The following is a 24,734-nucleotide window of genomic DNA, read 5'->3' on the forward strand; positions in this document are numbered from 1 at the left end:
AATTCATTTTTAATTTTTAATCACAAATGCTTTCTTTTAATTCTGATTTCAATAAAAAAAAGAAGCAATATTCTCTCTATGTATTACTTAGATTTCCCAAAATTTTCTGGCAATATATAATATCCGGTTAAAGGATCAAGTGAAACTTCTGTTCCCGCCATTGCATTTCTTTTTTTCGCTGCACTGCCATCAATCGCTACAATGGCTACATTGGCTACTATACTTCCTATCAACCCTCCTATACCGCCGCCTAACATTACCATCGAAGAATTATTAGGTTCAGGAAAAAGCTCTTCTTTTTTAACTTCAATGAAAAGCCCCATTTCATCTCTGAAAATTTCAACATAACCCACCGGAATTACTTTAAATGGAACTCCATTATGAACAAATGCATAAAAATTTCTGATTGGCTTTTTATCATCGCTCTTCACTGCTTTTGTCACAACACCCTTGCTGTTGGTTTCAATCGTATAACCCGGTTCCGGATTGTGGGTAAAGAAACTGTAAGAATCTTTATAAACCCCCTCTTTTAATGTATCCGACTTTAAAATATCAAGCTTATCCATCAAAATAGAATTATAACTGGCAAGATCATTTTCTGAAATACCAAATTCCCAAGTAGTTTTACTGTAAGAATCTTTCAGAAAATCTGCTAAAGACAGTGTAATTTTCTTTGCTAAACTTTGTGCTAAATAAGGTGTATTCCGTGATGAAATAGTTGCAATGGTATCTATTCTGTTAACAAAGTGATAACCGTCATTTTTCTTTTTAAAAGTACTCGCCCGCAACTCAAGCTTTCCGATAGAATATTTTTCTCTTATATCTTCAGAGATAATTATTTTTTCAAGCAAAAGTACCAATTCATCATTTCCTTTAACCTTATTGTATTTATAAAACCAATCTGAAATGTCTTTACTCGGGTCATTTTCAAAAACAATATTCACTTGATTTTTATGAAATAATATGCTTCCAATTTCTTTATTGGCCCGCTGATCAATTACTCTGAAGCTGTTGTACATGTTTTTGCTGTCCTTTATAGACTTTGACAGGTCAATTACTTCCGTCTTCTGGGCGAAAAATAAGCCGGAAAGTAATAAAAAGAAAAATATTTTTTTCATACTTATAATTTTACAAAACTGAGATCTGCGTTAAACAGAAACTTTGAATTTAATTACTTCACAAAAAAACCAGTATTTATTGAAATTAAATCATTTTTAACAACCTTGTAATTTGCAAAGTAAAAAAAAGCGAGACAATTCCTCTCTTTACTTTTCAGGGTACAATTTATTTTTCAAATACGTAAGCACCTGTTAAAGAATCTATATAAACCTTTGAAGATGTCCTTGTCTTTGCCCCGGTGATTGCAGCTGTATGAGATGTTCCCGGATCAAGAACCCCTCCCACAATCGCTCCCACGACTCCTCCGGCAAGTGCTCCGACCATCATTCCTCCTGTCATTTTTTGAACGGAAAGCTGCGCCCTTGACGAAATGATATAAAAGCCTTTATTTCCTTTTACCATTTCTACAAATCCTGAAGGTATCCCTCGGTATGCTTTTCCGGAATCTACATAACAGAAAACCTCACTGAGCGGCACTGAAAAATCTTTGTCCTTCACGCTCACCAGTTTTCCTTTTTTATTTTTTACAATAGAATAACCGGGTTCCGGCTTTTGATCATAAAAGCTTTTAAAATTTTTATAAACACCATCTACCAATTGAGGCTCATTAAAAGCTTTATAATTTTTATTGAGATGAACACTGTAATTGATTACCTCATTTTCTGGGATCATTACCCCCAAAACAGTCCCGGAATAAGAGCCTTTAATGAATTCGGAGAACACTTCGGAGATCTGCTGAGCCAAAAACTTTGGCATGTCTCCTGTCTTTTTCGGATCTGAAACGATCACATTTTCAAAGCGGGTAATAAAGTAATATTTATCATTTCTTTTCAGAAAGCTTGAGATTTTAATCCTGACTTTTCCAAAGGCCTCTTTTTGCCCCGGATCCTGATCGTTATAAGCTTTGAGGTCTTCCAGAATTAAAGTAATATCATTATTCCCTTTTACCGTATTGTCTTCTGAGAACCAGTTTTCAATCTTATTTTTTAAATCTTCAGCAGCAAACTTTATCTCTGATGTGCCTTTTTTACCAGTAATAGTCCCGATGGTTTTATCGGTTCTGTTATCTATCAGGGTTAATGATCTGGTCAATCCTTTTTTATCTCTGATATTTTGATTAAGCTCAATGAGTTCAGTTTTTTGAGCAGACAAAGCCCCTGCAAACAAAAGGAAGAATAATATTTTTTTCATTTAGGTTTTTGTATGTTGTAAAGATAAAAAAGAGAGACATTCTACCTCTCTTTATATCATAATAACATTAAATTTTTTTTTTATTCTTCAGAAAAGTCGTATTCTCCGGTCAATGGATCAATGTAAATTTTCTGCACATCGCCGCTCTTCATTTTCTTCTGTCTTGCTCCCTGCTCAATAGCACCGGCCACTCCTCCAATGAGGCCAAACATGCCATAAGCACTGTTGGATTGTACCGGAAAAAGATGGCCACGGTTACCTAAAACATAAAATCCGTTTTCGTCCTGATCAAGATCCATAAATCCTGAGAAGGTGCTTTTACGGGCCTTCCCTTTCTCCACGTATGCAAACATCTTGTAAGCAGAAATCTTAGTCTTTTTTCCATTTTCCTCCTTTACTGCTTTTGTGATGTCTCCTTTATTGTTGCTCTCCAAAACATAATTTCCCGGTTCCGGAGTTTGATTAAAAAAAGAAATATAATCCAGATAAATTCCGTCTTTTAATGGCTCTCCTTTTAAAGCGACATAATTGGTTTTTACAAGGGTGCTGTAATCAGCAAGATCGCTTAACGGCACTTTATTTCCGGCAGGGTTTAATGAATATGCTTTTTTGATGAAAGCAGAGAAAACCGCCGGAATATTTTTCACCATCAGTTCGGAAACCTCCTGATCATAAAAAGTAAATACGGTATCTTTCTTATACAGGAATTGGTACTTATCGCCGGTTTTAGCAAAAGTCTGGGCAGAAAAATCCATTTTCCCTTCTGTCTTCTTACCGTCAGATTCTCCTGTTGAAAGTTTCAGTTTTTTTAAAACCAAAACAAAATCAGTTAATTTACCGGGTTGATTACTTTTTAAATACCAGGCACTAAAATCAGCATCCGGCGTTGAGGGAAAAACAACTTCCTTCATTTCCTTCTTTTCTCCGAAAGGCAGTGTTCCGATCTGCTTATCCTCTCTCTGATCGATTACTTTGAAAAAAGCATAAGGATTTTCACTGTAATTCAGAATGTTACCTTTGAATTTTATGACTTCTTTTGTTTGTGCAAAAGCTACAATAGCCACAAAAATAAATGCCAGCTGCATCAGTTTTCTCATTAGATATATTTTTTGCGCAAAAATAGCAATTCGTAAACACTAAACGGCTCTCACAAAAAAATTTTGTAAGAGCCGTCCAACATTAAAAAAATAAACTATTATGGGTTCTGTTTGGGCCTTGCCGTATTATCATGCCCGCTGTGAGGTTTTCTTTCATTCATTTTATCTCTCATCATACCCTCAGACTGGAATAGTTTCAATACTTTCTGACAAGGAATCACCTGCTGCATTTTATCAGCATATTTCTTTCTGTTATCCAGTAACTTCTGCCCCACTTCAAAACTCTGCTGAAGTTTTGCTTTGGCTTCATCATCAGATAAAGTTTCAGGGTTAAAATTAGGATTAAACTGACCTTTGATCTGTTTCTGATTTTCAAGATACTCATTATACAGCTGAGTAAATTCTGTTTTATCGCTGGCATCAATCTCCAGATTTTCCAGTACCATATTATTTCGGAACTTCTTGAGCAGTTCTTTTCTTTCTTCCGGAGAAAGATTGTTTATTACCTCCTTTCTTTGTTTAGGATCCATCTTTTTCCAGTCATAATCTGTAGTCTGCGCATTTTGTGCATTCAGACCAAAACCATACATAATAAAAAGTGTAAATAATATCTTTTTCATCTTTCTTAATTATATAGATCTAAATAAACGTCCTGAGTAGAATTGCTTGCCAGTTCAGAGATTTCGGAATTGGAAAACGAATCCAGGTATTCATTCATTTTAGTTTCTTCTTTTTTAGTGGCAGCTTTGACAGGCTGCGTGGTCGTTGCATTATCCGTTCCGCTTTTTGGAGTATATGAAACCGTTTTATTTACCTGATTACTACCAGTTGGATTATTATTTTCCACGGAAGTTAAATCAGCTTCCAGCGTTTCATAGGCACGTTCGCTTTCTGTTTTCGGCTTCTGTTTGTTGTTCGCATATGCCTGTGAATTCAACACATCTTTTGCCGGATCGTTGTCAGAATTAAAAACATACGTTGCCCCGAATATCAAAGCCAGTGATGCCGCAGCGGCATACATCCAGTTCAGTTTAAAAACCGGTGCTTTCTTATTCGCTTTCACTTCGTTCATTACATTGTTCTGGATATTTTGAAACAAATCATCCGGAACTTTGTAAATATTCTTGCGTTCTAGTTTTTCTATGTCGAACTCTTTCATCTTTGTTGGGTCAAAAAATTATCTCTCGTAATTTTCTTTAATAAATTCTTCTATTTTCTGTTTGGCATAATGATAATTCGTTTTTAAAGTCCCTACAGACATATCTACAATTTTGGATATCTCTTCATAGGGCAAATCATCATAATACCGCATCATAAATACCAGTTTCTGCTTTTCGGGCAGGCTTTGTATGGCGTTCTGGAGCAGCAGCTGTATTTCCTCAGCATCTCCTTCCGTATTGTCGGCTACCAGATTCTGCATATAATATTCAGGATCTTCATCCGTCTTCTGCATTTTCTTCATCTTATTGACCTGCTGTAGTGCCTCGTTGGTGGCAATCCTGTACAACCAGGTATACAGCTGGCTGTCATTTTTGAACTGGTGAAAATTCTGATAGGCTTTAATAAAAGTCTCCTGCAGCGTATCCTGAGCCAGGTCACCATCCACAATAATTCTTCTGATGTGCCAGTACAATCTGCTTTGATAAGCATCCATCAAGGCCCGGACACCTTTTTCCTGGGTCCGTGGATTCTGCATCAACGAAATAATTTCCGCGTCCTTAATCTTCATAAGATGCTTTCACTGTTTTGGATTACAAAAATAGCCGAAAGTTAAATTACTTATTCAATTTTCAGTCCAAATATTTAAAATAATATGAGAACGTTATGCTCTGAGCTTTAGGCAACAGGCAATACGGAAATTCATGATAAACTTACAGCGGTCTGCATTCATCTTCCTTTAAAATCTTATCTTTGTTAGATGCAAATTGTAATCATAGGTTCCGGAAATGTGGCCTACCACATGGTAAAAGCTTTCAGTCTGAAAAAAATTCCATTACTGCAGATTTTTGGAAGAAACGAGGAAGAACTGAAGAAAATCTCTGAAGAACTGGATGTCCCATATTCTACGGAATATCTGGAGGATGCAGATCTGTACATCATCTGTGTGAGTGACAATTCCGTGGAAAATGTCTCGAAAATTATCACTAAAAAGGACGCTTTGGTGGCCCATACGTCAGGATCTCTTCCCAAAGAAATTCTTGCAGGGGAGTACAGAAAATCAAGCTTTTATCCATTGCAGACTTTTTCAAAATCAAAAGAACTGGAGTATGAAAAGATCCCGTTTTTCATTGAAACCGAAAATGAAAAGGATAAGCAGATTCTTTTTAACCTTGCTTCTCAGATTTCAGAAAATGTGATGGAAAGCAGCCATGAAAAGAGGAAATATATCCATCTTACTGCTGTTTTAGCCTGTAATTTTGTGAATCATCTTTTCGCAAGAGCAAAAGAGGTTTCAGATTCCCAGGATATTCCGTTTGATTATTTTCTTCCGCTTATTGACGAGACGGTGAAGAAGATCCATGAAATTGAGCCTAAAGCCGCTCAGACCGGACCCGCAGTACGAAATGATGTAAGGGTATTAGAATTACATGAGCAGTTATTAAAAGGCGAAAGTCTTGAAATTTATAAGACAATGAATCATTCTATTCAGAAAATGTATGAGTTATAAAGAGAAACTAAAAGATATTAGAGCATTTGTATTTGATGTAGACGGAGTTTTTACGGATGGAAGCGTCTATCTGATGCCAGGTGGAAATATGTGCAGAGTAATGAATGTTCTGGACGGATACGCAGTCGTTAAAGCATTAAAAAACAATTATTTAATAGGTGTAATTACCGGCGGAAATGATGACATGGTCAAACATAGAATCAATTATCTCGGAATAGACGACTATTATCCAAAATCGCACAATAAAATGGTTGATTTTGAAGATTTTAAAAAGAAATACAATCTTAAAAACGAAGAGATTCTGACGATGGGAGATGACCTTCCGGATATCCACATCATGGAAAGTTCTGCGATTGCTGCATGCCCCGAAAATGCAGTACCTGAAGTCAAAGGTATATCTGATTATATTTCCACGAAAAAGGGGGGAAGCGGTGCCGTACGCGATGTGATCGAGCAGGTAATGAAGGTTCAGGGGAACTGGCATGATGATAATACCCAATCTGTTTAAAATAGCTCTATGAAATTACTTTTAGCATCCCAGTCACCAAGAAGAAAAGAACTGCTTTCAAGCCTTGGATTTGATTTCGAAGTGGTGAAGATAGACTGTGAAGAAATTCTTCCTGACGGTATTGAAATAAGAGAGGCAGCGGCCTATCTGTCTGAATTAAAAGCAAAAGCATTCAGGAATTTAACCGGTGATGAAGTCTTATTGACCGCTGACACCGTGGTTGCAGCAGAAGGGCAGATTCTGGGAAAACCGAAAGATGAAGATGACGCGAGGCAGATGCTCCGCTTGCTTTCCGGAAAAACACACCAGGTTTACACGGGAATTACCATAAAGTCTGCAGATAAAACATTTACAGAAACCGATGTGGCCGATGTAGAGCTTGATGAAATGACAGATGATGAAATAAATTATTACATTCAGAATTATAAACCTTTTGATAAAGCAGGCAGCTATGGCATCCAGGAATGGCTGGGAATGGCAAAAATCACCAGGCTGAACGGAAGTTTTTATACCATTATGGGACTTCCTACCCATTTGGTTTACAAAATTTTGAATGAAATATAAATATTATTCATTATAAAATTTTATTATTTTTACAAAATCACCAGCTGCTTATAATAAAAAGCAGATAAGAGAGTTATATTGAATAATGAAAAAGAATATTTTATTCCTTTTGATCATGTGTATCGTTGCCTCCTGTGCTACCAAGTCCAAAAAGCCGGAGCAGCGTTCAAAATTCATGAAAGGATTTAACACATATTACAATACCCTTTTTAATGCTAAAGACGCATTGAACAGCGAATTTACGAGCAGGGACAAAGGGCATAAGGACAATTTCTATGCGCCTTATATTCCTATTCTTACTTTTGAAGACCAACCACTTGGAAGTGATCTCGGGCAGTCTGCTGCATTCGCTGAAAACTCTATGAAAATGGCAGAAGTGAACAGACCTTCTGAAAGAGGAGCTCCGGGGATGCCTCCGGGAATGCCGGGCGCACAGGGAACAACACCCGGTAAACCTGATGAACTGCAAAATAAGGGAGCAACAACTTTAGAAATTGCTGAAGCAAAGGCTCAGAAAGCCATCACCAAATACTCCGTGATCAGAAACGGAGAAGAAAAAAACAAGAAGATTTTTGATGCTTATATGATTCTTGTACAGTCAAGAATCTACCAGAATAAGGCTGTACAGGCCCTAGATGCCCTCAACTATGTCTTTACGCACATGAAGGATGATAAAAGACTTCCTCTGGCAAGAATTTACCAGGGTGTAGCCTATGCAAAGATCAAAGATTATCACAGAGCGCATGAAACTTTTGCTAAGCTGAAAGGAGAGGACATCAATAAAAGCTATTCAAAACTGATGAGTATCTATTATTCTGAAGCGCTTCTGGATGCAGGAAAGACAGAGGAAGCCGCTGTTGAATTAGACAGAGCTTTTGAACTGAACTCAAGCAGAAAATTAAAAAGCAGAATAGCCTATCTGAGAGGACAGGTGGCTGAAAATCTTGGGCAGAATGACAAGGCACGCGAAAGTTTTACCCAGGCTTATAAATACGCCAATGACTTTGAATTTGAAGTGAAGTCCCAAATTGCTATTGCCAAGACTTTCAATGGAAAAGGGGATTATAACGGTGCGAAAAACTATCTGGAAGGAATCAGTAAAAAAGGGACGTACGGTTCCAGAAAGAACGAATTCTACTATGCTTTAGGTTTAATGGCCAACAAGGCAGGGAAAAAAGATGAAGCACAGCAGTTCTTCAAAAAATCTTTATTTGAGAAGGTTTCCGATCCACAAGTAAGAGGCCTTACGTACTATGAAATAGGGAAGAGCTATCTTGAAAAGAATGACTATATCGGCGCCGGAACATACTATGATTCAGCCCTTACGGTGATGACATACGAGCCTTCCAGAATTCTTTTAAAGGACCAATCTGAATATATCAAGAAGATCTCCAAAAACTATTATCTGATCAAGAAGAATGATAGTATTCTTTCCTTAGCCAAGATGAGTGATGCCCAAAAATCTGATTTTTTCACCAAGTATATCGCTAAACTTAAGGCTAAAGAGGAAAAAGAAGAACAGGAAAGAATACGTGCGGAAAGGAGCAAAGGTTTTGATGGAGGAGACTACAGTGCCAACTCTATATTTGCTAAAAATTCCAATTCTTTTGAGGATTTCGGAGTAACGACCAAAGGTTTTTATTTCAGTAATATGGGGACTGTAAGCAAAGGAACATCATCCTTTAAGCAGGTCTGGGGTGAAAGAGCATTATCTGATAACTGGCGTTATTCTAAAAAGATGGCATCTATTGAAGATATGAAGAACGATGCGCTCGGGGTAACTTCAGCACCGAATCCGAGACGTTTTGAAACAACCTACTATATTGAACAGATCCCTACAGATCAGGAGAAATTGGGTCAATTAAAGAAAGACAGAGATACTGCTTCTTTAGGCCTGGGTGTGATGTATCAGAATTATTTTACCAACACGCCTCTAGCCACCAAAACACTCTATGACCTTGTAGACGTAAAACCTGAAGAAAAAGTAATGCTACAGGCTCTTTACGAGATTTTTGCCATGAATTACCTGAAGAATCCTCAGGCTTCAGAGAGAGCCAAACAGATCCTACTGACCGATTATCCTTATACTTCTTATGCAGAATTTGCAAGAAATCCTAAGAATATTTCATTCGTAAAATCATCGGAAGAGGTTGAAAATGAATATAAAAAAGCATATGCTCTGTATGAATCAGAGAAATTCGGAGAAAGTAAGGAAGTTATAGACCAGACGATCCAGAAATTTCCAAAAGATGCCCTTATTCCTAAATTTCATCTTCTGAATGCGTTCAATACTGGGAAAACCAGTGGAAAGGAAGTCATGATCCTTCAATTGGAACAGATTGCGCTCAATTATGCCAAAACACCGGAAGGTATAAAAGCCAAGGAAATGCTGAACTATCTGAAAAGTGAACTTTCCTTCCAGGCGACTGATAACAAAGGAAATGCACTTCCTCAGCAGCCGGGTACATCTGCGCAGCCTGTTCAGAATCAAAATATTCCTCAGAATCCTGATAACACCTTAATGATGCAGCCATCTGTACAGGGTCCTGAATCTGAGAAATCCAACAACAAAAAGAAACCGAAGAAACCGGAACAGAAAGAACAAAAGGAGAAAAAAGAGAAGAAAGACAGCCCGAGTGACATTCCTGATATGCCTAAATAAGGTGGAAAGTATGAAGGGGCCAGAGAGTTTTGGGGTGTGATGAGTTATATAACGTGGGTCTTAGATTTGGAAGCTTTTAACCATTGACTTGCAAAGCAAAATTGACCATTGACAATTCTCAATCTTAGCCTTAGCCTCAACCTAAAGATCTGAATCTCATGTCTGAAATCTGATATCTAAAAAAATAGTACTGCAAACACATAAAAAAGCGAAGAATTAATCTTCGCTTTTCTTTTTCTTTACACCGTGGAAATCTTTGAGATAGAACGGTTCAAAATAGGCAATATCTTCAAATTCCTTACGCTCTATTTTCTCCTGGGTCCTTTTAATCAGGTATTGTGCAGAAGGGTAGATGTCATCTCTGAATTCCGCATCGGGAAGATTTAAAATGTCTTTGGCTTTCTTTGCGCCATCCCCTACAAAAATGACTTTTTTATCTTTAAATTCCTGAAAAGAAGTTTCGTCTAAAATTTTCGCCTCGGTAGGAGATAGTTCTTTTCCTGTTTTACCGTCATAAACGGCCGTATAAACCTCCATTCTCCTCGCATCGATCAATGGCAGTATATAATCGTAGTTTGTTTCTAAAAACGGCTGTATCATGCTTTCCAGAGAATTCACTGCAATAAGCGGAATTTTCAGTCCATAACAGAAGCCTTTTGCCGATGCCGCACCGATCCTTAATCCGGTATATGAACCCGGTCCTTTACCCAATGATACCGCCTCAATATCCTTCATAGTGAGGCCTGCGCCTTCCAGTGCCCACTCTACATAGGTGTGAAGGCTTTCAGATTGTTTATAGTTGTCAGAAATTTCTTCGCACAGGCATAAAAGCTTTTCATCATCTGAAATAGCTACAGAGCAGTTTTTGGAAGAGGTTTCCAGATATAGAATTTTCATCTCTTTAATTTTAAGCTAGGTGGCAAAATTGCAAAAGCAAAATTGCTTCAAATTCCTGCAAATTTATGGCTTTATTTCGACACTCTGCCGGCTCCAGAGTTTCCAAACAGCATTCTTTTTTATCCAGATCTCCAGCAAAGCCAGTTTCATTTCAAAATCCTGGCTTTTATAAGTTCCTGAAACTTGTACTGTTCTTCTGATGCTTGCCGTATTTTTATATTTCTTGACCTCGGAAAGTTCAGTCTGCAGAATATTTTTGTATGTCACTTTTTTTGATGAAAAATCTTTTTTGAAATCTTCAAAGCTCTGTATCCAGCCGTTGGAATGACCAAAAGACACATCCGGACACAAAATATCAATGATCTTCTCATCATTATTCTGCAAATAAGTATCCAGCAGTTTCACATTTTCAAAGAGATTTTCATCTTTCTGAAAAGTGTTTACATGTTGCCCATTCCAAAAAGCAAATGAAAAAAGCAGGATAAAAAGTGATAGTCTTTTCACCTTATTTTCTGTAAATCGTTCTCGGCTCACTCTGTGCACTCGGATAGATGGTCATATCAGAAACCATCACATGTTTTGGAGCATTGACACAATAACCAATTGCGTCAGCAATATCTTCGGCTTTCAAAGCTTCATAACCGGCGTATACCGTAGCGGCTTTTTCACGGTCTCCTTTGAATCTTATCAGAGAGAAATCAGTTTCCACAGCACCCGGCTGAATATTCGTCACCTTGATTCCAAATTCAGTCAGTTCCAGACGCATTCCTTCAGAAATCACGTCAACTGCTTTTTTAGTTGCACAGTATACCGTTCCATTGGCATAAGTTTGTCTTGCGGCCACTGAACTAATGTTTACAATATGCCCTGAATTACGGTCTTTCATAGAAGGGATGATGGTTTTGGAAACGTATAAAAGTCCTTTTACATTCCCATCGATCATAGAATCCCAATCATCTGTCTTTCCGGCAGAAAGAGGATCCAAACCATGCGCATTCCCTGCATTATTGATCAATACATCGATATTCTTCCATTCGTCAGGGAGAGAACTTATTGCCCTTTCCACTTCTTCCAGATTTCTAACATCAAATATTAAACTAAACATTTCGGTATATTGAGAAAGTTCAGCATTTAAAGCTTCTAAGACCTCTTTTCTCCTTCCACAGATAATGATTCTGTTTCCTTGTCTGGCAAGAACCTCTGCAGTAGATTTTCCTATTCCGGAAGTCGCTCCGGTGATGAGTATTGTTTTCATAATTTCTTTATTAATGTAGCAATGTATCATTTTATCAATGTAACAATGACAGATTGTGGATTTCAATATTTTTACACTGGTACATTGTTAGATTGTTAGATTAATTATTATAATCAGTTGGCATCAAATGCTTCAAAAGCATCGGTTATATGTTCGATCGTTAGTTTCTTTTGTTCGTCCGGAAGGACAGAAATGATATCAAACCTCACTTCATTGTTTCTGTTAAATTCTTCAAGATAATGATTAGCCGCCGTGACAATTGATTTGATCTTTGTTTTGGTAACTGCTTCCTGAGGGAGCATAAAAGCATCTGTAGAACGTGCTTTTACTTCTATGATAATAATTAGATCCTCTTTTTCAGCTATGATATCGATCTCAGCTTTCTGAAACCTGAAATTCCTTGTAAGAACTTTATAGCCCTTCTTCTGCAGATATTCAGCTGCAAGATCTTCTGCTATTTTACCAAAATCATTATGAGTGGCCATTATTTAAAAGATAATTTATAGTGTCTTGATATCCAAACTTCTTTGTTTTCACAGTCCCAGTAAAAGCGTTTTGAGAAAAAGTCAAACGCACTTTTTTCTGAAGGTCTGAAAAGGGTATCATTCAATTTATAAAAATCAATATTTTCAAGCCTATCGATCGTAAAACCCATCTTATTCTTGAGTTTAAATGTTTTAAGGTCTGGGTCAGTAGCATATTTTCTTTTTTCCCAAATCTTTTCTCTTTCATCATATTGAGAAAGACTGTATTCAGCATTACATGGACAGGTTTCCTTATATTCAATCTTTAAATTCTTGTCAAAGAAAATAAAATACGATAATACTGTAATTAAAAATATAATATAAAGCGAACTTTTTACAAGATTCGGAGTGATTTTTATTGGCTCAAAATTCTCAATAAGCTTCATTTGAAATCATCCTATTAAAACTCAATCCTAACCTTATCTCCAATCTTCATCGTAACTTTTCCGCCAATAATCAAAGGTCGGTTGTCCTTAATATGTCCATTCGGGAATCCGAAAACAGCAGGGAATTTATACTTTGAAATTCTGTCTGAAATCAGCTGATAGGCAAATTCATCGAAGCTTTCTTCATAGCTTTTATTCTCTTTTTCATCACCCATATTGGTCATTCCTCCAATAATCAGTCCTTTTATTTTTTTGAAAACACCGGCTAATTCAAGGCTCATGATCATGCGGTCAAGAGCATAAAAATTTTCTCCGATATCTTCAATGAATAGAATTTTATCTTTGAAATCAAAGGAATATGGGGTTCCCAGAAGGGCGTAAATCAGGGCTAAATTACCTCCAATCAATTCACCTTCAATATTCCCCGGTTTATTAAATTGATGAGATTTTAAAGCATATTTAGGACTTTTCCCTTTTAAAATATCAAAGAGCAGATCATAGCCTTCATCCGTCACTCCAAAACTGGATGTTTTGATGGTCTGTCCATGGATAGAAGCAAAACCTTTCTTTAATAGATAGCTTTGAATAACGGTATTATCAGAGTAACCGATATACCATTTGGGATTTTCCGTGAAGTTTTTAAGCTTTAAATTTTGAACCAGATGATGGCATCCATAACCGCCTCTTGAAGCCCAGACTGCTGAAATTTCTTTATCATTTAAAGCCCAGTTGATATCTTTTAACCTTTCCTTTTCTGTTCCTGCGTAATTGTATCCGTTTGCAAATTTAGTGTAGAGATGTTCACCCAATACAGGTTCAAAACCTCTGCTTTTAATCATCTCTAATCCCTTTTCAAGTTGGGAAACATCTACAGCTCCGGCAGGGGAGATTACAGCTATTTTATTGTCTTTTTTAAGGGCTTTTGGAAAGATTATTTTTTTCATTCTTTTTTTTGTCCTGTTTTTTGGTATTTGATTTCTTTTTTCTCCGCTTCTTCTAAACGTCTGTCGAACTGGTTAAATTTCTTAAAGCTCTGCAGAAAGATAAAGAAACTGAACACAATAAGAATCCCGCCCACGATCCTTCTGATCTGGTTGGCGAGTTTCTGGGTAAGTTTATCGTGAAATTGTTTTGCTAAGAATATTTTGGCCAGATCAATGCACAGATAAGTGGCAATGACGATACCAACGTAGAGAATAAAACTGCTGGTGTCAGGGTACTGATTTCTTACTGAAATGACCGTCACCAGCCAGAAGAGAATCACTCCTACATTTAAAAGATTAAAGAAAAAACCATTGAAAAACGTTTTAAAATAGTTTTGTCCAATGATTTTTTCTTCACCGGGCATGTGCATTTTGGTCTTGGTGACCATCATCACGATGCCGTATACAAAAATAAGTATAGAAGTAATCCTGTAAAAACCGGGATGTTTATCTATTAAAGTGACGATATCTGCACTTGCATAATAAGCAGCAACGATGCATAATATATCTGCCGTAATAACTCCGAGATCGAGTGCCAGAGCGTGTCTCGGTCCTCGTGTGAAGCTGGTTTCAATTAAAAGGAAAAAAATAGGTCCTATAAAAACCAAGCTCAGCATAAATCCTAAGACAACGGCAGAAAGTACAAGTTCAAACATTCTATTCTAAACAATTTTCATTATAAAAAAACTGGAAATCTTTCCTGATTCTTAACCCAAAGATACCTCTTTCAAATGTATAAGTAATCTGGTTTTTAAACATCATCCTTTTGTAATCGATGAAAAAACTCCTTATCATATACTCATATTCATAGGCATTTCCACTTAAGTATATATAGGTAGTCTTTCCTACCTGATGACTACGAACGCTTCCAACATAAGATGTTTGTGCCTTATAACAATAGGTTTCTTTTGTGGGATTCATTCCTGTAATATAATTGATCAGAAAAAACAAATTAATTACAAGCGGAAATTTAATCAAAAAAAAATATTTTTTACCCTCCTTTCCAATATTAATCCTGTTTTTGTTGATTAAAACATGACACAATACAATAAGAAGAAGTATAACCACTACAAATACATAAAAATTGAGAACAGTTTTAAAAATAACTGTCACAAGCAAAACCGCATTCAGAAGACTGAACACGATCGCTTTATCAATTTTAGTCATTAATCAACAATCTTAAAGTCTAACTGCTTTTGAATAAGGTTTGCTTTCACTACTTTGATCTGAACCTGGTCTCCCAACTGATGCTTTTTACCGGTTCTGTTACCATAAACAGCATGGGTTTTCGCATCGTAAGAATAGGAATCATCTACAAGATCTCTCAATTTGATCAACCCTTCAGCACCGTTTTCGGGGATTTCCACCCAGAAACCGAATTCCGCAACACCTGAAATAACGCCAGTAAATGTTTCTCCAAGGTGTTTCTCCATAAACTTCACCTGCATGAACTTGATAGAATCTCTTTCTGCATCGGCAGCCAGTCTTTCCATAGAACTACAGTGTTTGGCTTTGTCTTCCAGCTCCTGCTTGCTTGGCGATTTACCTCCGTCAAGATAATGCTGTAAAAGACGGTGAGCCAAAAGGTCAGGATAACGACGGATAGGAGAGGTGAAATGGCTGTAATACTCAAAACCCAGACCGTAGTGTCCGATAGGTTCTGTAGAATAGACCGCTTTGCTCATACTTCTCATGGCCAGCGTTTCAATCATATTTTCTTCTCCTTTTCCTTTCACATCGAAAAGAAGTTTATTTAGTGATTCTGCTACCTTTTTGGTATTGTCAAGGTTCATTTTATATCCGAAGGTAGAGACAAAATCTCTCAGTGCTTCCAGTTTTGCCGGATTCGGATCATCATGGACTCTGTAGATAAAGGTATTATTGGTTACACCTCCTTTCGTGTTCAGTGATACAAATTCGGACACTTTTTTATTGGCTAAAAGCATGAATTCTTCGATCAGGTGATTGGAATCCTTGCTGATTTTAAAGTATACTCCGATCGGCGAGTTATTTTCATCCAGATTGAATCTTACTTCACTTCTGTCAAATGTAATCGCTCCGTTTCTGACACGTTCATCACGCATGATTTTCGCAAGTCTGTCCAGTGTATTGATTTCTTCTGCAAGATCTCCCTGGCCCGTTTCTATACGTTCCTGAGCTTCTTCATAGGTAAATCTTCTGTCTGAATGAATTACCGTTCTTCCGAACCACTGTTTCTGGATTTCTGCTTTATCGTTCAGTTGGAAAACTGCTGAGAATGTATATTTATCTTCATTCGGACGAAGTGAGCACACATCGTTACTCAAAACTTCCGGAAGCATCGGAACCACACGGTCTACAAGGTATACCGAAGTCGCTCTTTTGTAAGCTTCATCATCCAGCATGGTTCCCGGAACTACATAATGAGAAACGTCTGCAATATGCACACCGATCTCCCAGTTTCCGTTTTCTAATTTTCTTATGGAAAGGGCATCATCAAAATCTTTTGCATCCTTAGGGTCAATGGTGAAGGTACAGATATCACGCATATCCCAACGCTTCGCAGCTTCTTCATCGGTGATTCTTCTGTCGATTTTATCAGCATCCAGCTCAACTTCCTGTGGGAATTCATACGGAAGACCGTATTCTGCAAGGATAGAGTGGATCTCTGTTTCATGCTCACCCGGAGCACCCAATACCTGAGTGATTTCTCCCTGAGGATTTTTGTCACCAGGTCTCCATTCTGTCATTTTTACAACTACTTTATCACCGTTTTCCGCGCCTCCGAATTTTGCTCTTGGAATAAAAATATCGGTATTGATCGTTTTTTTATCACACACTACAAAACCAAAATCTTTGTGAGCAACCACCTGGAATGTTCCTACAAACTCAGTTCTTGTTCTTTCCAGAACTTCCAGTACGGAGCCTTCCAGCTTTTTACCTTTAAAATGGTATGTAACAATCAGAACTTTATCACCCTGCAATGCATCTTTTACGTTTTTAGAATGGATAAAGACGTCATCTTCCATCCCTTCTACGCTTACATAGGCATTTCCGGACTGGTTGAAATCAATCGTTCCACTTAAAGTGCCTGCAATCTTCAGATTAACGATGTACTTTCCTTTTTCCACTTCTTTCACCTTCTCAGAACCCTGAAGCTTGTGAAGAGCCTGGATTACCAACTCTCTCTGACGTGGATTTTTATAATCAATTCCTTCTGCGATCTGCTTATAATTATAGATCTTCGTGGAATTGGTATTCATGAAACGTAGGATCAGTCTTCCGATCTCTATGAGTTTCTGTTCGTTTTTATGGCTTATATATTTACCTTTTCTTGGCATTTTTAATGTTATTTAATTGTTGTTAATTATAATAATCCAGAAGTGATACTTTTAAGATCTACGGTCTGGATTATCTGTTTTATTCATCATTTGTTAAAGGCATCTTTATTCATTTATTTTGTGAGTAAGGGGAAAACTCTCTAATAATCCGAATGCCTTAATCTTCATATATTTTTATTTTTTGTTCTTCTTCTTTTGTTTCCATCACCTTCCAGTCGTTACCAACATACTGATAGGTGGTATAAACTTCTTTTCTACGGAACGGTTTGGCTTTATTTATAAGGGTATAAGTATAGTGAACTTTTACAATATTCCCCAATTCATTGGTAAATGTTATCATCAACATTCCATAATGATCTGTAAAACTCTCAGTAGGGCTTCCTTTCTTTAAAGTCTCAAGATGCTTCATCTTCTTTTTGTAAGCAAATTTTGAGATATTTTTTAAACCGAACTCAGCATTATATTCAATATCTATATCCGGTGAAGAAAAACTCTGGTAAGCTGAACCCAATGAGATGTTCTTTTTTAAGAGATTTGAAATTTGGTTAATCGAACCCATTGTCCAAAAGTTTTTACCGTGATAAACCGGTGCCGGGTTTTCACTTCTGCAGTCTCCAGCTCTTGCTTCAACTGCGAGAATATGACTGGTAAGAACAATAAGATCTTTATCCGGGTAGAAGTTTTTATCAATTCCCGAGATAATTTTGTGGCTTAGCTTTTCAAAATTGACATCCTTAGATTCATTTTTAAAACGCTCAAGTCTCTTCTCTTCTTTTTTATCAGCTTCCGAACAATTACTATCATAACAGCCATTTGTATTTCCCGTAGGACATGGATCATCTTTATCTAAAACTCCATCCCCATCAGTATCCGGCCACGGGCAACCTTTATTCTCTATCGGTCCTTCTACCATAGGACACGCATCATCTTTATCAATCAACCCATCTTTATCTGTGTCTGGCCAGGGACAACCAAAGTTCTCTTGAACACCCGCATCTTTCGGACATTTATCCAGATACAATGGAATTCCATCACGATCATCATCAGAGAGACAGATTTTTTTATTGAATTCCTTTCTGCATTTCCTTAAACTATCTTTAGCTGCTATTTCCTTGGCATGGAAACAACTTATAATAAAAAATAGTACAGCAGATACTTTGATTTTCATTCAGTTTTAAATTTTCTCTATATATGCCAACAGCATCAATTTTCCTTCCAAATTTTTTACAATGGAAACTTTAGTTTGTATAAAATTACTACAAATATGGAGAAGAGGGGAGAAAAACCTTTGATTAATATCTTTTAAATACTTAAGGTTCGGTATGGAAATAATAGACGGGTAATTTCTATCAGCTGCTGCAAATGTACAAATTAAAAAATAAATAAGGCCTGCAATTTGATTTACAGGCCTTTATATTTTTAGCAAACAGCAATTTTGTCAACTCTGTTTTGGTGCCTTCCACCTTCAAAATCTGTGGAAAGAAACTTCTCTGCAATTTCTATCGCCACTTCCTTAGAGATAAATCTCGCAGGCATAGAGATCATATTAGCATCATTATGCTGTCTGGCAAGCACGGCGATCTCCGGCATCCAGCAAAGCGCACATCTTATTTTCTGATGTTTGTTAGCTGTGATCTGTACTCCGTTTCCGCTTCCGCAGATCAAAATTCCCAGTTCATTCTCTCCGTTTTCCACAGAGGTTGCAGCAGGGTGTACAAAGTCCGGATAATCCACACTGTCTGTGGAGAACGTTCCAAAATCCTGTACTTCAAATCGTTCAGAAAGAAAGTTCTTAACAATCTCCTTGTATTCATAGCCCGCATGGTCTGCAGCAATAGCTATTTTTCTTTTCATAATACCTGTATTAAGTCTTTTTAGATTTTATTTCAAGACAAAGGTAAGAATAATAACAAAGTCTGTTAGTTAATCGGGAGTAAATTGTGAAAAGGTCTGTGAATAACTGTGGAAAACTTTTTCCAACTTTCTATTTTTAAAGATGAATTTATTTCGTAATGGGAAATCTATTTGAAAATTTTAACCACAACTTTCAAATTCTTTTCTTCAGTTACTCCCGACTTTTTCCATAATTAAATAACTAATAATGGATTTGTGAGAAAGTTATTCACATCTGTTAATAAGTGTGTGAAAAAGCAGATTTACAAGATATTACAATGTGAATTAAATATGAATTGAATAAAAATTATTTGTTACCAATTATTTTGATAAAACTTATCCCCGAAACTAACAATACTCAACAACAACTACATTATTCTTTTCTTTAAAGAGAAAAAAATTGTTGATTAGTGGGTGATTGGGTTGGGGGAAAGTTTTCCAAAAGTTTTGTTTTTGATGATCTGTTGAAAAAGTTTAAAAGCTTACATTTGTGAAACGAAAATTCAACGATACTTATGAAAACAATCAATGATTTCAATTTTAAAGACAAGAAGGCTCTGGTAAGAGTGGACTTTAATGTTCCGCAGGATGATCAGCTGAAAGTGACCGATAATACAAGAATCACGGCTGTAAAACCGACGGTTGAAAAAATTCTTAATGATGGAGGTTCTGTGATCCTGATGACCCACCTTGGAAGACCAAAAGGGGAAGTGAAGGACGAGTTTTCTCTTAAGCATATCGTAGATGAAGTTTCCAGCGTTCTTGGAAAGGAAGTGAAGTTTGTGGATGAATGTATCGGAGAAAAGGCTGAAAAGGCTGCTTCTGAGCTTCAGCCGGGAGAAATCCTGTTGCTGGAGAACCTTCGTTTTCACAGTGAAGAGGAGAAAGGTGATGAAGGATTTGCTGAAAAGCTTTCTAAGTTGGGTGATGCTTTTGTAAACGATGCATTCGGAACTGCGCACAGAGCACATGCCTCCACAGCTGTCATTGCACAATATTTTGAATCAACTAAATTTTTCGGTTTATTGATAGCTAAAGAGCTTGAGGCGATTGATAAAGTTTTGAAAAAAGGAGAAAGACCTGTAACTGCCATATTAGGTGGCTCTAAGGTTTCAACTAAAATTACCATTATAGAAAATATCCTTCCTGCAATAGATAATCTGATCATTGGAGGAGGTATGGCGTTTACTTTTATTAAAGCTTTGGGCGGAAAAATTGGAAACTCATTGGTGGAAGAGGATAAACTTCCTTTGGCTCTTGAGATCTTGGGAAAAGCTAAAGAACACCAGGTGAAAGTATATCTTCCTTCGGATGCTATCATTGCTGAAGGTTTCAATAATGATGCGGATAGAAAAGAAGCAGATATCTATGCAATTCCTGAAGGATGGATGGGACTAGATGCTGGTCATAAATCAAGAGATCAGTTCAACGATGTTCTTCTTAATTCCAGAACCATTCTTTGGAACGGACCGATTGGAGTTTTTGAAATGTCGAACTTTGCAGGAGGAACTATTGCTCTTGGAGACAGTATTACTGAGGCTACAAAATTGGGTGCGTTCTCTCTAGTGGGAGGTGGTGACAGTGTTGCTTTTGTGAAGCAGTTCGGTTATGGAGAAAAAGTGAGTTATGTTTCTACTGGAGGAGGAGCGATGTTGGAAAGTCTGGAAGGTTTGGAACTTCCCGGAGTTGCTGCCATCAACAAATAGATTTTAATTTTTATTATATATGAGACCGCCAGAAATGACGGTCTTTTTATTTTATGTGTTAAAATTTTTTTTAATTGATTTTCTTCTGAGAATTTTTAATTTTATGATCAAAGTAATGGATTTCGGAAAATCACTATCTAATTTTAAAATTTGTTAGGAAGATGTGGATATCGGTTATTTTTTGTAAATCTTTAAAATCTGTTCAAAAAAGAAAATCTTAATTTTTTTTTGTCTCTCCATTTTTCCACGTGACAGTTTTTTTTGAATATATCCTTAATTTTAAAAAAGTAAGGTGAATAGCCCGACGTTTGTAAATTTCTATAATTTTTGTGAATTAACATTTTTTCCGATTTATTTTAAAAATGAAACTCTCTGAAAATATTTAAAAGTTTATAAATTAGAGAAGTCTCATTTTTAGTTTTATAATTTTATAGAAAATGGAGTAGGGGATTTTTTATTTTTTCTTGCCTCAATTATTTAATCAAAGCTTAAATGACAAAAATAAAACCCGGAAAAATCTCCGGGTTTTTGTTTTTTATGTCAAAATAGGTGAAAATTGGCCTTCAGAAGTGGCTTAAAAATCGATTTTCTATCTTTTTTCGATAATGTATATCAAACTTGAAAATTCGTTCGAAAAAAGTGCCTTTACGTTGGAAATCGTTCCGTAGATGACTGCTTTTAGCCAAAAAAGAGGGGATTTCTTGTATTTTTCGCTCAACATAGAGATGTAGAAGGAATCCAACACCAAAGGTTTGATTTTTCTCATTTTCCAATCCGGTTTCTTCGAAATTAAATTTTCCATACCATTTTTGGAGAAATGATAAATATGTCGCGGTACATCATACGCTGCCCAATATTCTTTGTAATGTTTTGCATCATAAGAAGTGGGGTTGGGAACAGCAATTATTAAAAGTCCTTTGTCTTTTAATTTCCCGTGAAATATTTTAAGCATTTCATCCTGGTTCTCTACATGTTCAAAAACATGCCATAATGTGATAGCTTCTAAGCTTTGATCAGGAATGGTTTGAATATTATCAATGACTTTTGCTTTAGCTATTTTACTGAGAGCAGCTTTTCTTGCATCGGCATCAGGTTCGAAACCAAAAGTTTCAAAATCTTCTTCTATATATTTGACAAATTCTCCGGCTCCACAGCCATAATCTAAAACTTTAGCTCCCTTTTTTATTCTGTCTGCAAGAATATTCTTCTTATACTGAAGATTAAAAGACTGGAGAAATTTGTACAACTTTTCTTTAAAGCTTCCTGAATCCTGATGGTGGGAAATATAATCTTCGCTTTCATAATATTTGGAAATATTGGATGGAATAGGAGTGGTTTTGAAAACTCCTTTTATTTCTGTTTCTTTAATTTCAAATACTTCCTGTGAAAGAAAATGATCCTTTATTCTCATTGAATTGATATCTTGATATTTTAAAATTAAGGTATTTAATAATTCTATTGAACGCATGTGAATACCTTAATTTTTGCTTTTAATTTGCAAATGTTTCACGTGAAACATTTTTTATTTAACGTCCTAAATAGACCAGTAAAACGTTTATATCGGCCGGAGAAACACCGCTGATTCTTCCTGCCTGCGCTATAGTTTTAGGTCTTACATTAGACATTTTCTGTTTTGCTTCTGAAGAAAGGCTTGAAAGGCTTTTATAATCAAAATCTTCAGGAATTTTTATATTTTCCAGACGGTTAAGCTTAGCTACATTCTCTTTTTCTTTTTCAATATATCCTTTGTATTTGATATTAATCTCTGCCTGCTCTCTGATTTCATCGTCGTACTGAGAAGAAAACTCCTTAATAGTATCTATGGCATCAAGCTTATCCAAGGTAATATTAGGTCTTGTAAGGAATTGTGCTGCTCTGTAAGCCTGATCTACAGGGTTACTGTCGATGGTTTCCAGAATAGGATTGATAACATCCGGTTTTAAAGAAGTTTCTCTTAAAAATGTCTCAAGTTCCTGACTCTTAGTTACTTTGGTTTCGACTTTTCTTAATCTGTCTTCTTTGGCAAGACCTAAATGATACGCTTTTTCAGTTAATCTGATGTCTGCGTTGTCCTGTCTTAGCAGAAGTCTGTATTCAGCACGGGAAGTGAACATTCTGTAAGGTTCTTCAGTTCCCTTTGTAATCAGATCATCGATCAGTACTCCGATATAAGCTTCGTCTCTGTTTAAGATGAAATCTTCTTTATCGTGTACTTTATTGTGTGCATTGATGCCTGCAATTAATCCCTGGCCTGCAGCTTCTTCATATCCTGTAGTTCCGTTAATCTGGCCGGCAAAATATAAATTGTCGATCAGTTTTGTTTCTAAAGTATGTTTTAGCTGGGTAGGAGGGAAGTAGTCATACTCAATAGCATATCCCGGACGGAAAACTTTTACATTTTCAAAACCTGGAATATGCTTCATAGCTTTGATCTGTACATCTTCAGGAAGAGAAGAACTGAATCCGTTTACATAGATCTCAACAGTTCTCCATCCTTCCGGTTCTACGAAAAGCTGGTGTCTTGTTCTTTCTGCAAAACGGTTAATCTTATCTTCAATACTTGGGCAGTATCTAGGTCCTAAACTCTGGATCGTACCATTAAACATTGGGCTTCTGTCGAAACCTTCGCGTAAAATATCATGGACGGTTTCATTCGTATAAACGATATGACAGCTTAGTTGTTTTGTTAGTTTTGGAGTATCGGTATAGCTGAACTTTTGAGGTTTTTCATCTCCTTTCTGTTCTTCCATTTTAGAATAATCAAGACTTCTTCCGTCTACTCGGGGAGGAGTTCCTGTTTTCATTCTTCCGGCTTGGAAACCTAAACTTACCAATTGTTCGGTAATTCCGAATGCTCTTGGTTCGCCCATTCTTCCTCCGCCTAACTGTTTATCTCCAACGTGAATCAATCCGTTTAGAAATGTTCCGTTGGTAAGAACAACTGATTTACTTTTTATCTCAATTCCTAAAGAAGTAATCACTCCGGTTACCTTATTATTTTCTACAATAAGCTGTTTCACCATGTCCTGAAAAAAATCAAGATTAGGTGTGTTTTCTAAAGCGAGTCTCCATTCTTCTGCAAAAAGCATTCTGTCATTTTGAGTTCTTGGTGACCACATTGCGGGGCCTTTGGAAAGGTTCAGCATTTTGAACTGGATTGCGGATTTATCTGCTATAATTCCGGAGTATCCTCCCATAGCATCAATCTCTCTTACGATCTGTCCTTTTGCGATTCCTCCCATTGCCGGGTTGCAGCTCATCTGTCCGATGGTCTGCATATTCATGGTAACAAGTAGGGTCTTTGAACCCAGGTTCGCGGCAGCTGCAGCAGCTTCACAACCTGCATGTCCGGCACCTACTACGATTACGTCATATGTATCTGAAATCATTTTTATATTGCTTATTTAAAGCCTTTAATTTTAATATTTTCCATGAATGTTTCACGTGAAACATTTTTAGAGAATGCACTCCAGGTGACTTGTAATTCTATCTAGCTTTAAGCACTTTATGAATTGCTTCTTAAGTGATTCTTCAATTTATTCAGGATTTAGATCTCTGAATTTAGCCAGGTAAAGATCTTCCCTTCTGCGCATCTCTTTCTCCTCTTCTTCTGTCTTATCCTTGTAACCTGCGAGGTGAAGAATGCCATGGGCCAGGACCCTTTTTAATTCTTCTTCATAATCTCTGGATAGAGTAGAAGCGTTGTCTGAAATTCGCTGCAAAGATACGAAAATCTCTCCGCTTATTGTTTTGCCTTTTACATAATCGAAAGTGATGATATCGGTATAATAATCATGCTGCAGATAATCCTGATTGATCTTAAGCAGATACTCGTCATCACAGAAAATATAATTGATTTCACCTGTTTTTTTTCCTTCTGAAAGAATGATATCTTCCAGCCATTTTTGATAATCTGTACTGACAGATTCCTGTAAGTTTTCGTAAAAAAATTGTATCATTG

Annotated in this window: 24 protein-coding genes and 1 pseudogene; 5 read left to right on the top strand and 20 right to left on the bottom strand. The window is 36.7% G+C overall.

All coding sequences use genetic code 11. From position 1 onward, the window contains the following. Positions 1-83 precede the first annotated feature (83 nt). From LC419_RS16290 to LC419_RS16315, 6 genes are all read right to left on the bottom strand, one after another. Positions 84-1,118: a hypothetical protein gene (locus tag LC419_RS16290; RefSeq protein WP_223608353.1), complete on the bottom strand. Its 1,035-nt coding sequence runs from the start codon at positions 1,116-1,118 to the stop codon at positions 84-86. 166 nt (positions 1,119-1,284) lie between these two features. Next, complete coding sequence (locus LC419_RS16295; protein ID WP_223608354.1) at positions 1,285-2,310, bottom strand: YajG family lipoprotein; 1,026 nt, start codon at positions 2,308-2,310, stop codon at positions 1,285-1,287. 80 nt (positions 2,311-2,390) lie between these two features. Continuing rightward, positions 2,391-3,407: a hypothetical protein gene (locus LC419_RS16300; RefSeq protein ID WP_223608355.1), complete on the bottom strand. Its 1,017-nt coding sequence runs from the start codon at positions 3,405-3,407 to the stop codon at positions 2,391-2,393. A 98-nt stretch (positions 3,408-3,505) separates the two neighbouring features. Further along, complete coding sequence (locus LC419_RS16305) at positions 3,506-4,027, bottom strand: hypothetical protein (protein WP_223608356.1); 522 nt, start codon at positions 4,025-4,027, stop codon at positions 3,506-3,508. A gap of 5 nt (positions 4,028-4,032) precedes the next feature. Continuing rightward, complete coding sequence (locus LC419_RS16310; protein WP_223608357.1) at positions 4,033-4,566, bottom strand: hypothetical protein; 534 nt, start codon at positions 4,564-4,566, stop codon at positions 4,033-4,035. Between the two features lie 18 nt (positions 4,567-4,584). Further along, positions 4,585-5,136 (bottom strand): RNA polymerase sigma factor, encoded by a 552-nt coding sequence (locus tag LC419_RS16315; protein WP_034724476.1) that lies wholly within the window; start codon positions 5,134-5,136, stop codon positions 4,585-4,587. 189 nt (positions 5,137-5,325) lie between these two features. Here LC419_RS16315 and LC419_RS16320 point away from each other — a divergent pair, with 189 nt between their 5' ends. From LC419_RS16320 to LC419_RS16335, 4 genes are all read left to right on the top strand, one after another. Then, positions 5,326-6,075: a Rossmann-like and DUF2520 domain-containing protein gene (locus LC419_RS16320; RefSeq protein ID WP_223608358.1), complete on the top strand. Its 750-nt coding sequence runs from the start codon at positions 5,326-5,328 to the stop codon at positions 6,073-6,075. After that, complete coding sequence (locus tag LC419_RS16325; protein ID WP_223608359.1) at positions 6,065-6,583, top strand: HAD family hydrolase; 519 nt, start codon at positions 6,065-6,067, stop codon at positions 6,581-6,583. Before LC419_RS16320 ends, LC419_RS16325 begins: the two co-directional genes overlap by 11 nt. Before the next feature lie 9 nt (positions 6,584-6,592). Next, on the top strand, positions 6,593-7,147 hold the full coding sequence (locus LC419_RS16330) for a nucleoside triphosphate pyrophosphatase (RefSeq protein ID WP_223608360.1): 555 nt from the start codon (positions 6,593-6,595) through the stop codon (positions 7,145-7,147). Positions 7,148-7,232: 85 nt separating this feature from the next. Beyond that, positions 7,233-9,809 (top strand): lipopolysaccharide assembly protein LapB, encoded by a 2,577-nt coding sequence (locus LC419_RS16335; protein WP_223608361.1) that lies wholly within the window; start codon positions 7,233-7,235, stop codon positions 9,807-9,809. A 216-nt stretch (positions 9,810-10,025) separates the two neighbouring features. On the opposite strand, the gene tsaB is transcribed toward LC419_RS16335, so the two are convergent. The 11 genes and pseudogenes from tsaB to rpiB form a co-directional block, all read right to left on the bottom strand. Continuing rightward, complete coding sequence (tsaB, locus tag LC419_RS16340; RefSeq protein WP_223608362.1) at positions 10,026-10,706, bottom strand: tRNA (adenosine(37)-N6)-threonylcarbamoyltransferase complex dimerization subunit type 1 TsaB; 681 nt, start codon at positions 10,704-10,706, stop codon at positions 10,026-10,028. Between the two features lie 63 nt (positions 10,707-10,769). Then, positions 10,770-11,210, bottom strand: a complete 441-nt coding sequence (locus LC419_RS16345) for a nuclear transport factor 2 family protein (RefSeq protein ID WP_223608363.1) — start codon at positions 11,208-11,210, stop codon at positions 10,770-10,772. A 1-nt stretch (position 11,211) separates the two neighbouring features. Then, entirely contained in the window at positions 11,212-11,961 is a 750-nt protein-coding gene (locus LC419_RS16350) for an SDR family NAD(P)-dependent oxidoreductase (RefSeq protein WP_223608364.1), read from the bottom strand. A gap of 113 nt (positions 11,962-12,074) precedes the next feature. Further along, on the bottom strand, positions 12,075-12,446 hold the full coding sequence (locus tag LC419_RS16355) for a YraN family protein (protein WP_223608365.1): 372 nt from the start codon (positions 12,444-12,446) through the stop codon (positions 12,075-12,077). After that, positions 12,446-12,871 (bottom strand): hypothetical protein, encoded by a 426-nt coding sequence (locus LC419_RS16360; RefSeq protein ID WP_223608366.1) that lies wholly within the window; start codon positions 12,869-12,871, stop codon positions 12,446-12,448. Before LC419_RS16360 ends, LC419_RS16355 begins: the two co-directional genes overlap by 1 nt. 14 nt (positions 12,872-12,885) lie before the next feature. Next, positions 12,886-13,815, bottom strand: coding sequence for an LD-carboxypeptidase (locus LC419_RS16365; RefSeq protein WP_223608367.1), 930 nt, complete (start codon positions 13,813-13,815; stop codon positions 12,886-12,888). Beyond that, positions 13,812-14,510: a LysE family translocator gene (locus tag LC419_RS16370; RefSeq protein WP_223608368.1), complete on the bottom strand. Its 699-nt coding sequence runs from the start codon at positions 14,508-14,510 to the stop codon at positions 13,812-13,814. The genes LC419_RS16365 and LC419_RS16370 overlap by 4 nt, the downstream gene beginning before the upstream one ends. 1 nt (position 14,511) lies before the next feature. Next, positions 14,512-15,021: a hypothetical protein gene (locus LC419_RS16375; protein WP_223608369.1), complete on the bottom strand. Its 510-nt coding sequence runs from the start codon at positions 15,019-15,021 to the stop codon at positions 14,512-14,514. Then, positions 15,021-17,174: a ribonuclease R gene (gene rnr / locus LC419_RS16380; protein ID WP_223608370.1), complete on the bottom strand. Its 2,154-nt coding sequence runs from the start codon at positions 17,172-17,174 to the stop codon at positions 15,021-15,023. The genes LC419_RS16375 and rnr overlap by 1 nt, the downstream gene beginning before the upstream one ends. Before the next feature lie 826 nt (positions 17,175-18,000). After that, positions 18,001-18,219, bottom strand: a pseudogene (locus tag LC419_RS16385) (thrombospondin type 3 repeat-containing protein); the annotation flags it as partial. A 374-nt stretch (positions 18,220-18,593) separates the two neighbouring features. Then, on the bottom strand, positions 18,594-19,028 hold the full coding sequence (gene rpiB / locus LC419_RS16390) for a ribose 5-phosphate isomerase B (protein WP_034724458.1): 435 nt from the start codon (positions 19,026-19,028) through the stop codon (positions 18,594-18,596). Between the two features lie 554 nt (positions 19,029-19,582). Here rpiB and pgk point away from each other — a divergent pair. Next, a complete protein-coding gene (gene pgk / locus LC419_RS16395) occupies positions 19,583-20,773 on the top strand; it encodes a phosphoglycerate kinase (RefSeq protein WP_223608371.1) in 1,191 nt (396 codons plus the stop codon). Positions 20,774-21,362: 589 nt separating this feature from the next. Here the strand turns inward: pgk and LC419_RS16400 are convergent. The 3 genes from LC419_RS16400 to ybeY form a co-directional block, all read right to left on the bottom strand. Next, positions 21,363-22,184, bottom strand: coding sequence for a class I SAM-dependent methyltransferase (locus tag LC419_RS16400; protein WP_223608372.1), 822 nt, complete (start codon positions 22,182-22,184; stop codon positions 21,363-21,365). 115 nt (positions 22,185-22,299) lie between these two features. Continuing rightward, on the bottom strand, positions 22,300-24,162 hold the full coding sequence (gene mnmG, locus LC419_RS16405; protein ID WP_223608373.1) for a tRNA uridine-5-carboxymethylaminomethyl(34) synthesis enzyme MnmG: 1,863 nt from the start codon (positions 24,160-24,162) through the stop codon (positions 22,300-22,302). A gap of 147 nt (positions 24,163-24,309) precedes the next feature. After that, entirely contained in the window at positions 24,310-24,732 is a 423-nt protein-coding gene (gene ybeY / locus LC419_RS16410) for an rRNA maturation RNase YbeY (RefSeq protein ID WP_223608374.1), read from the bottom strand. Positions 24,733-24,734 lie beyond the last annotated feature (2 nt).

The organism is Chryseobacterium sp. OSA05B, from assembly GCF_019970065.1.
GTDB lineage: Bacteria > Bacteroidota > Bacteroidia > Flavobacteriales > Weeksellaceae > Chryseobacterium.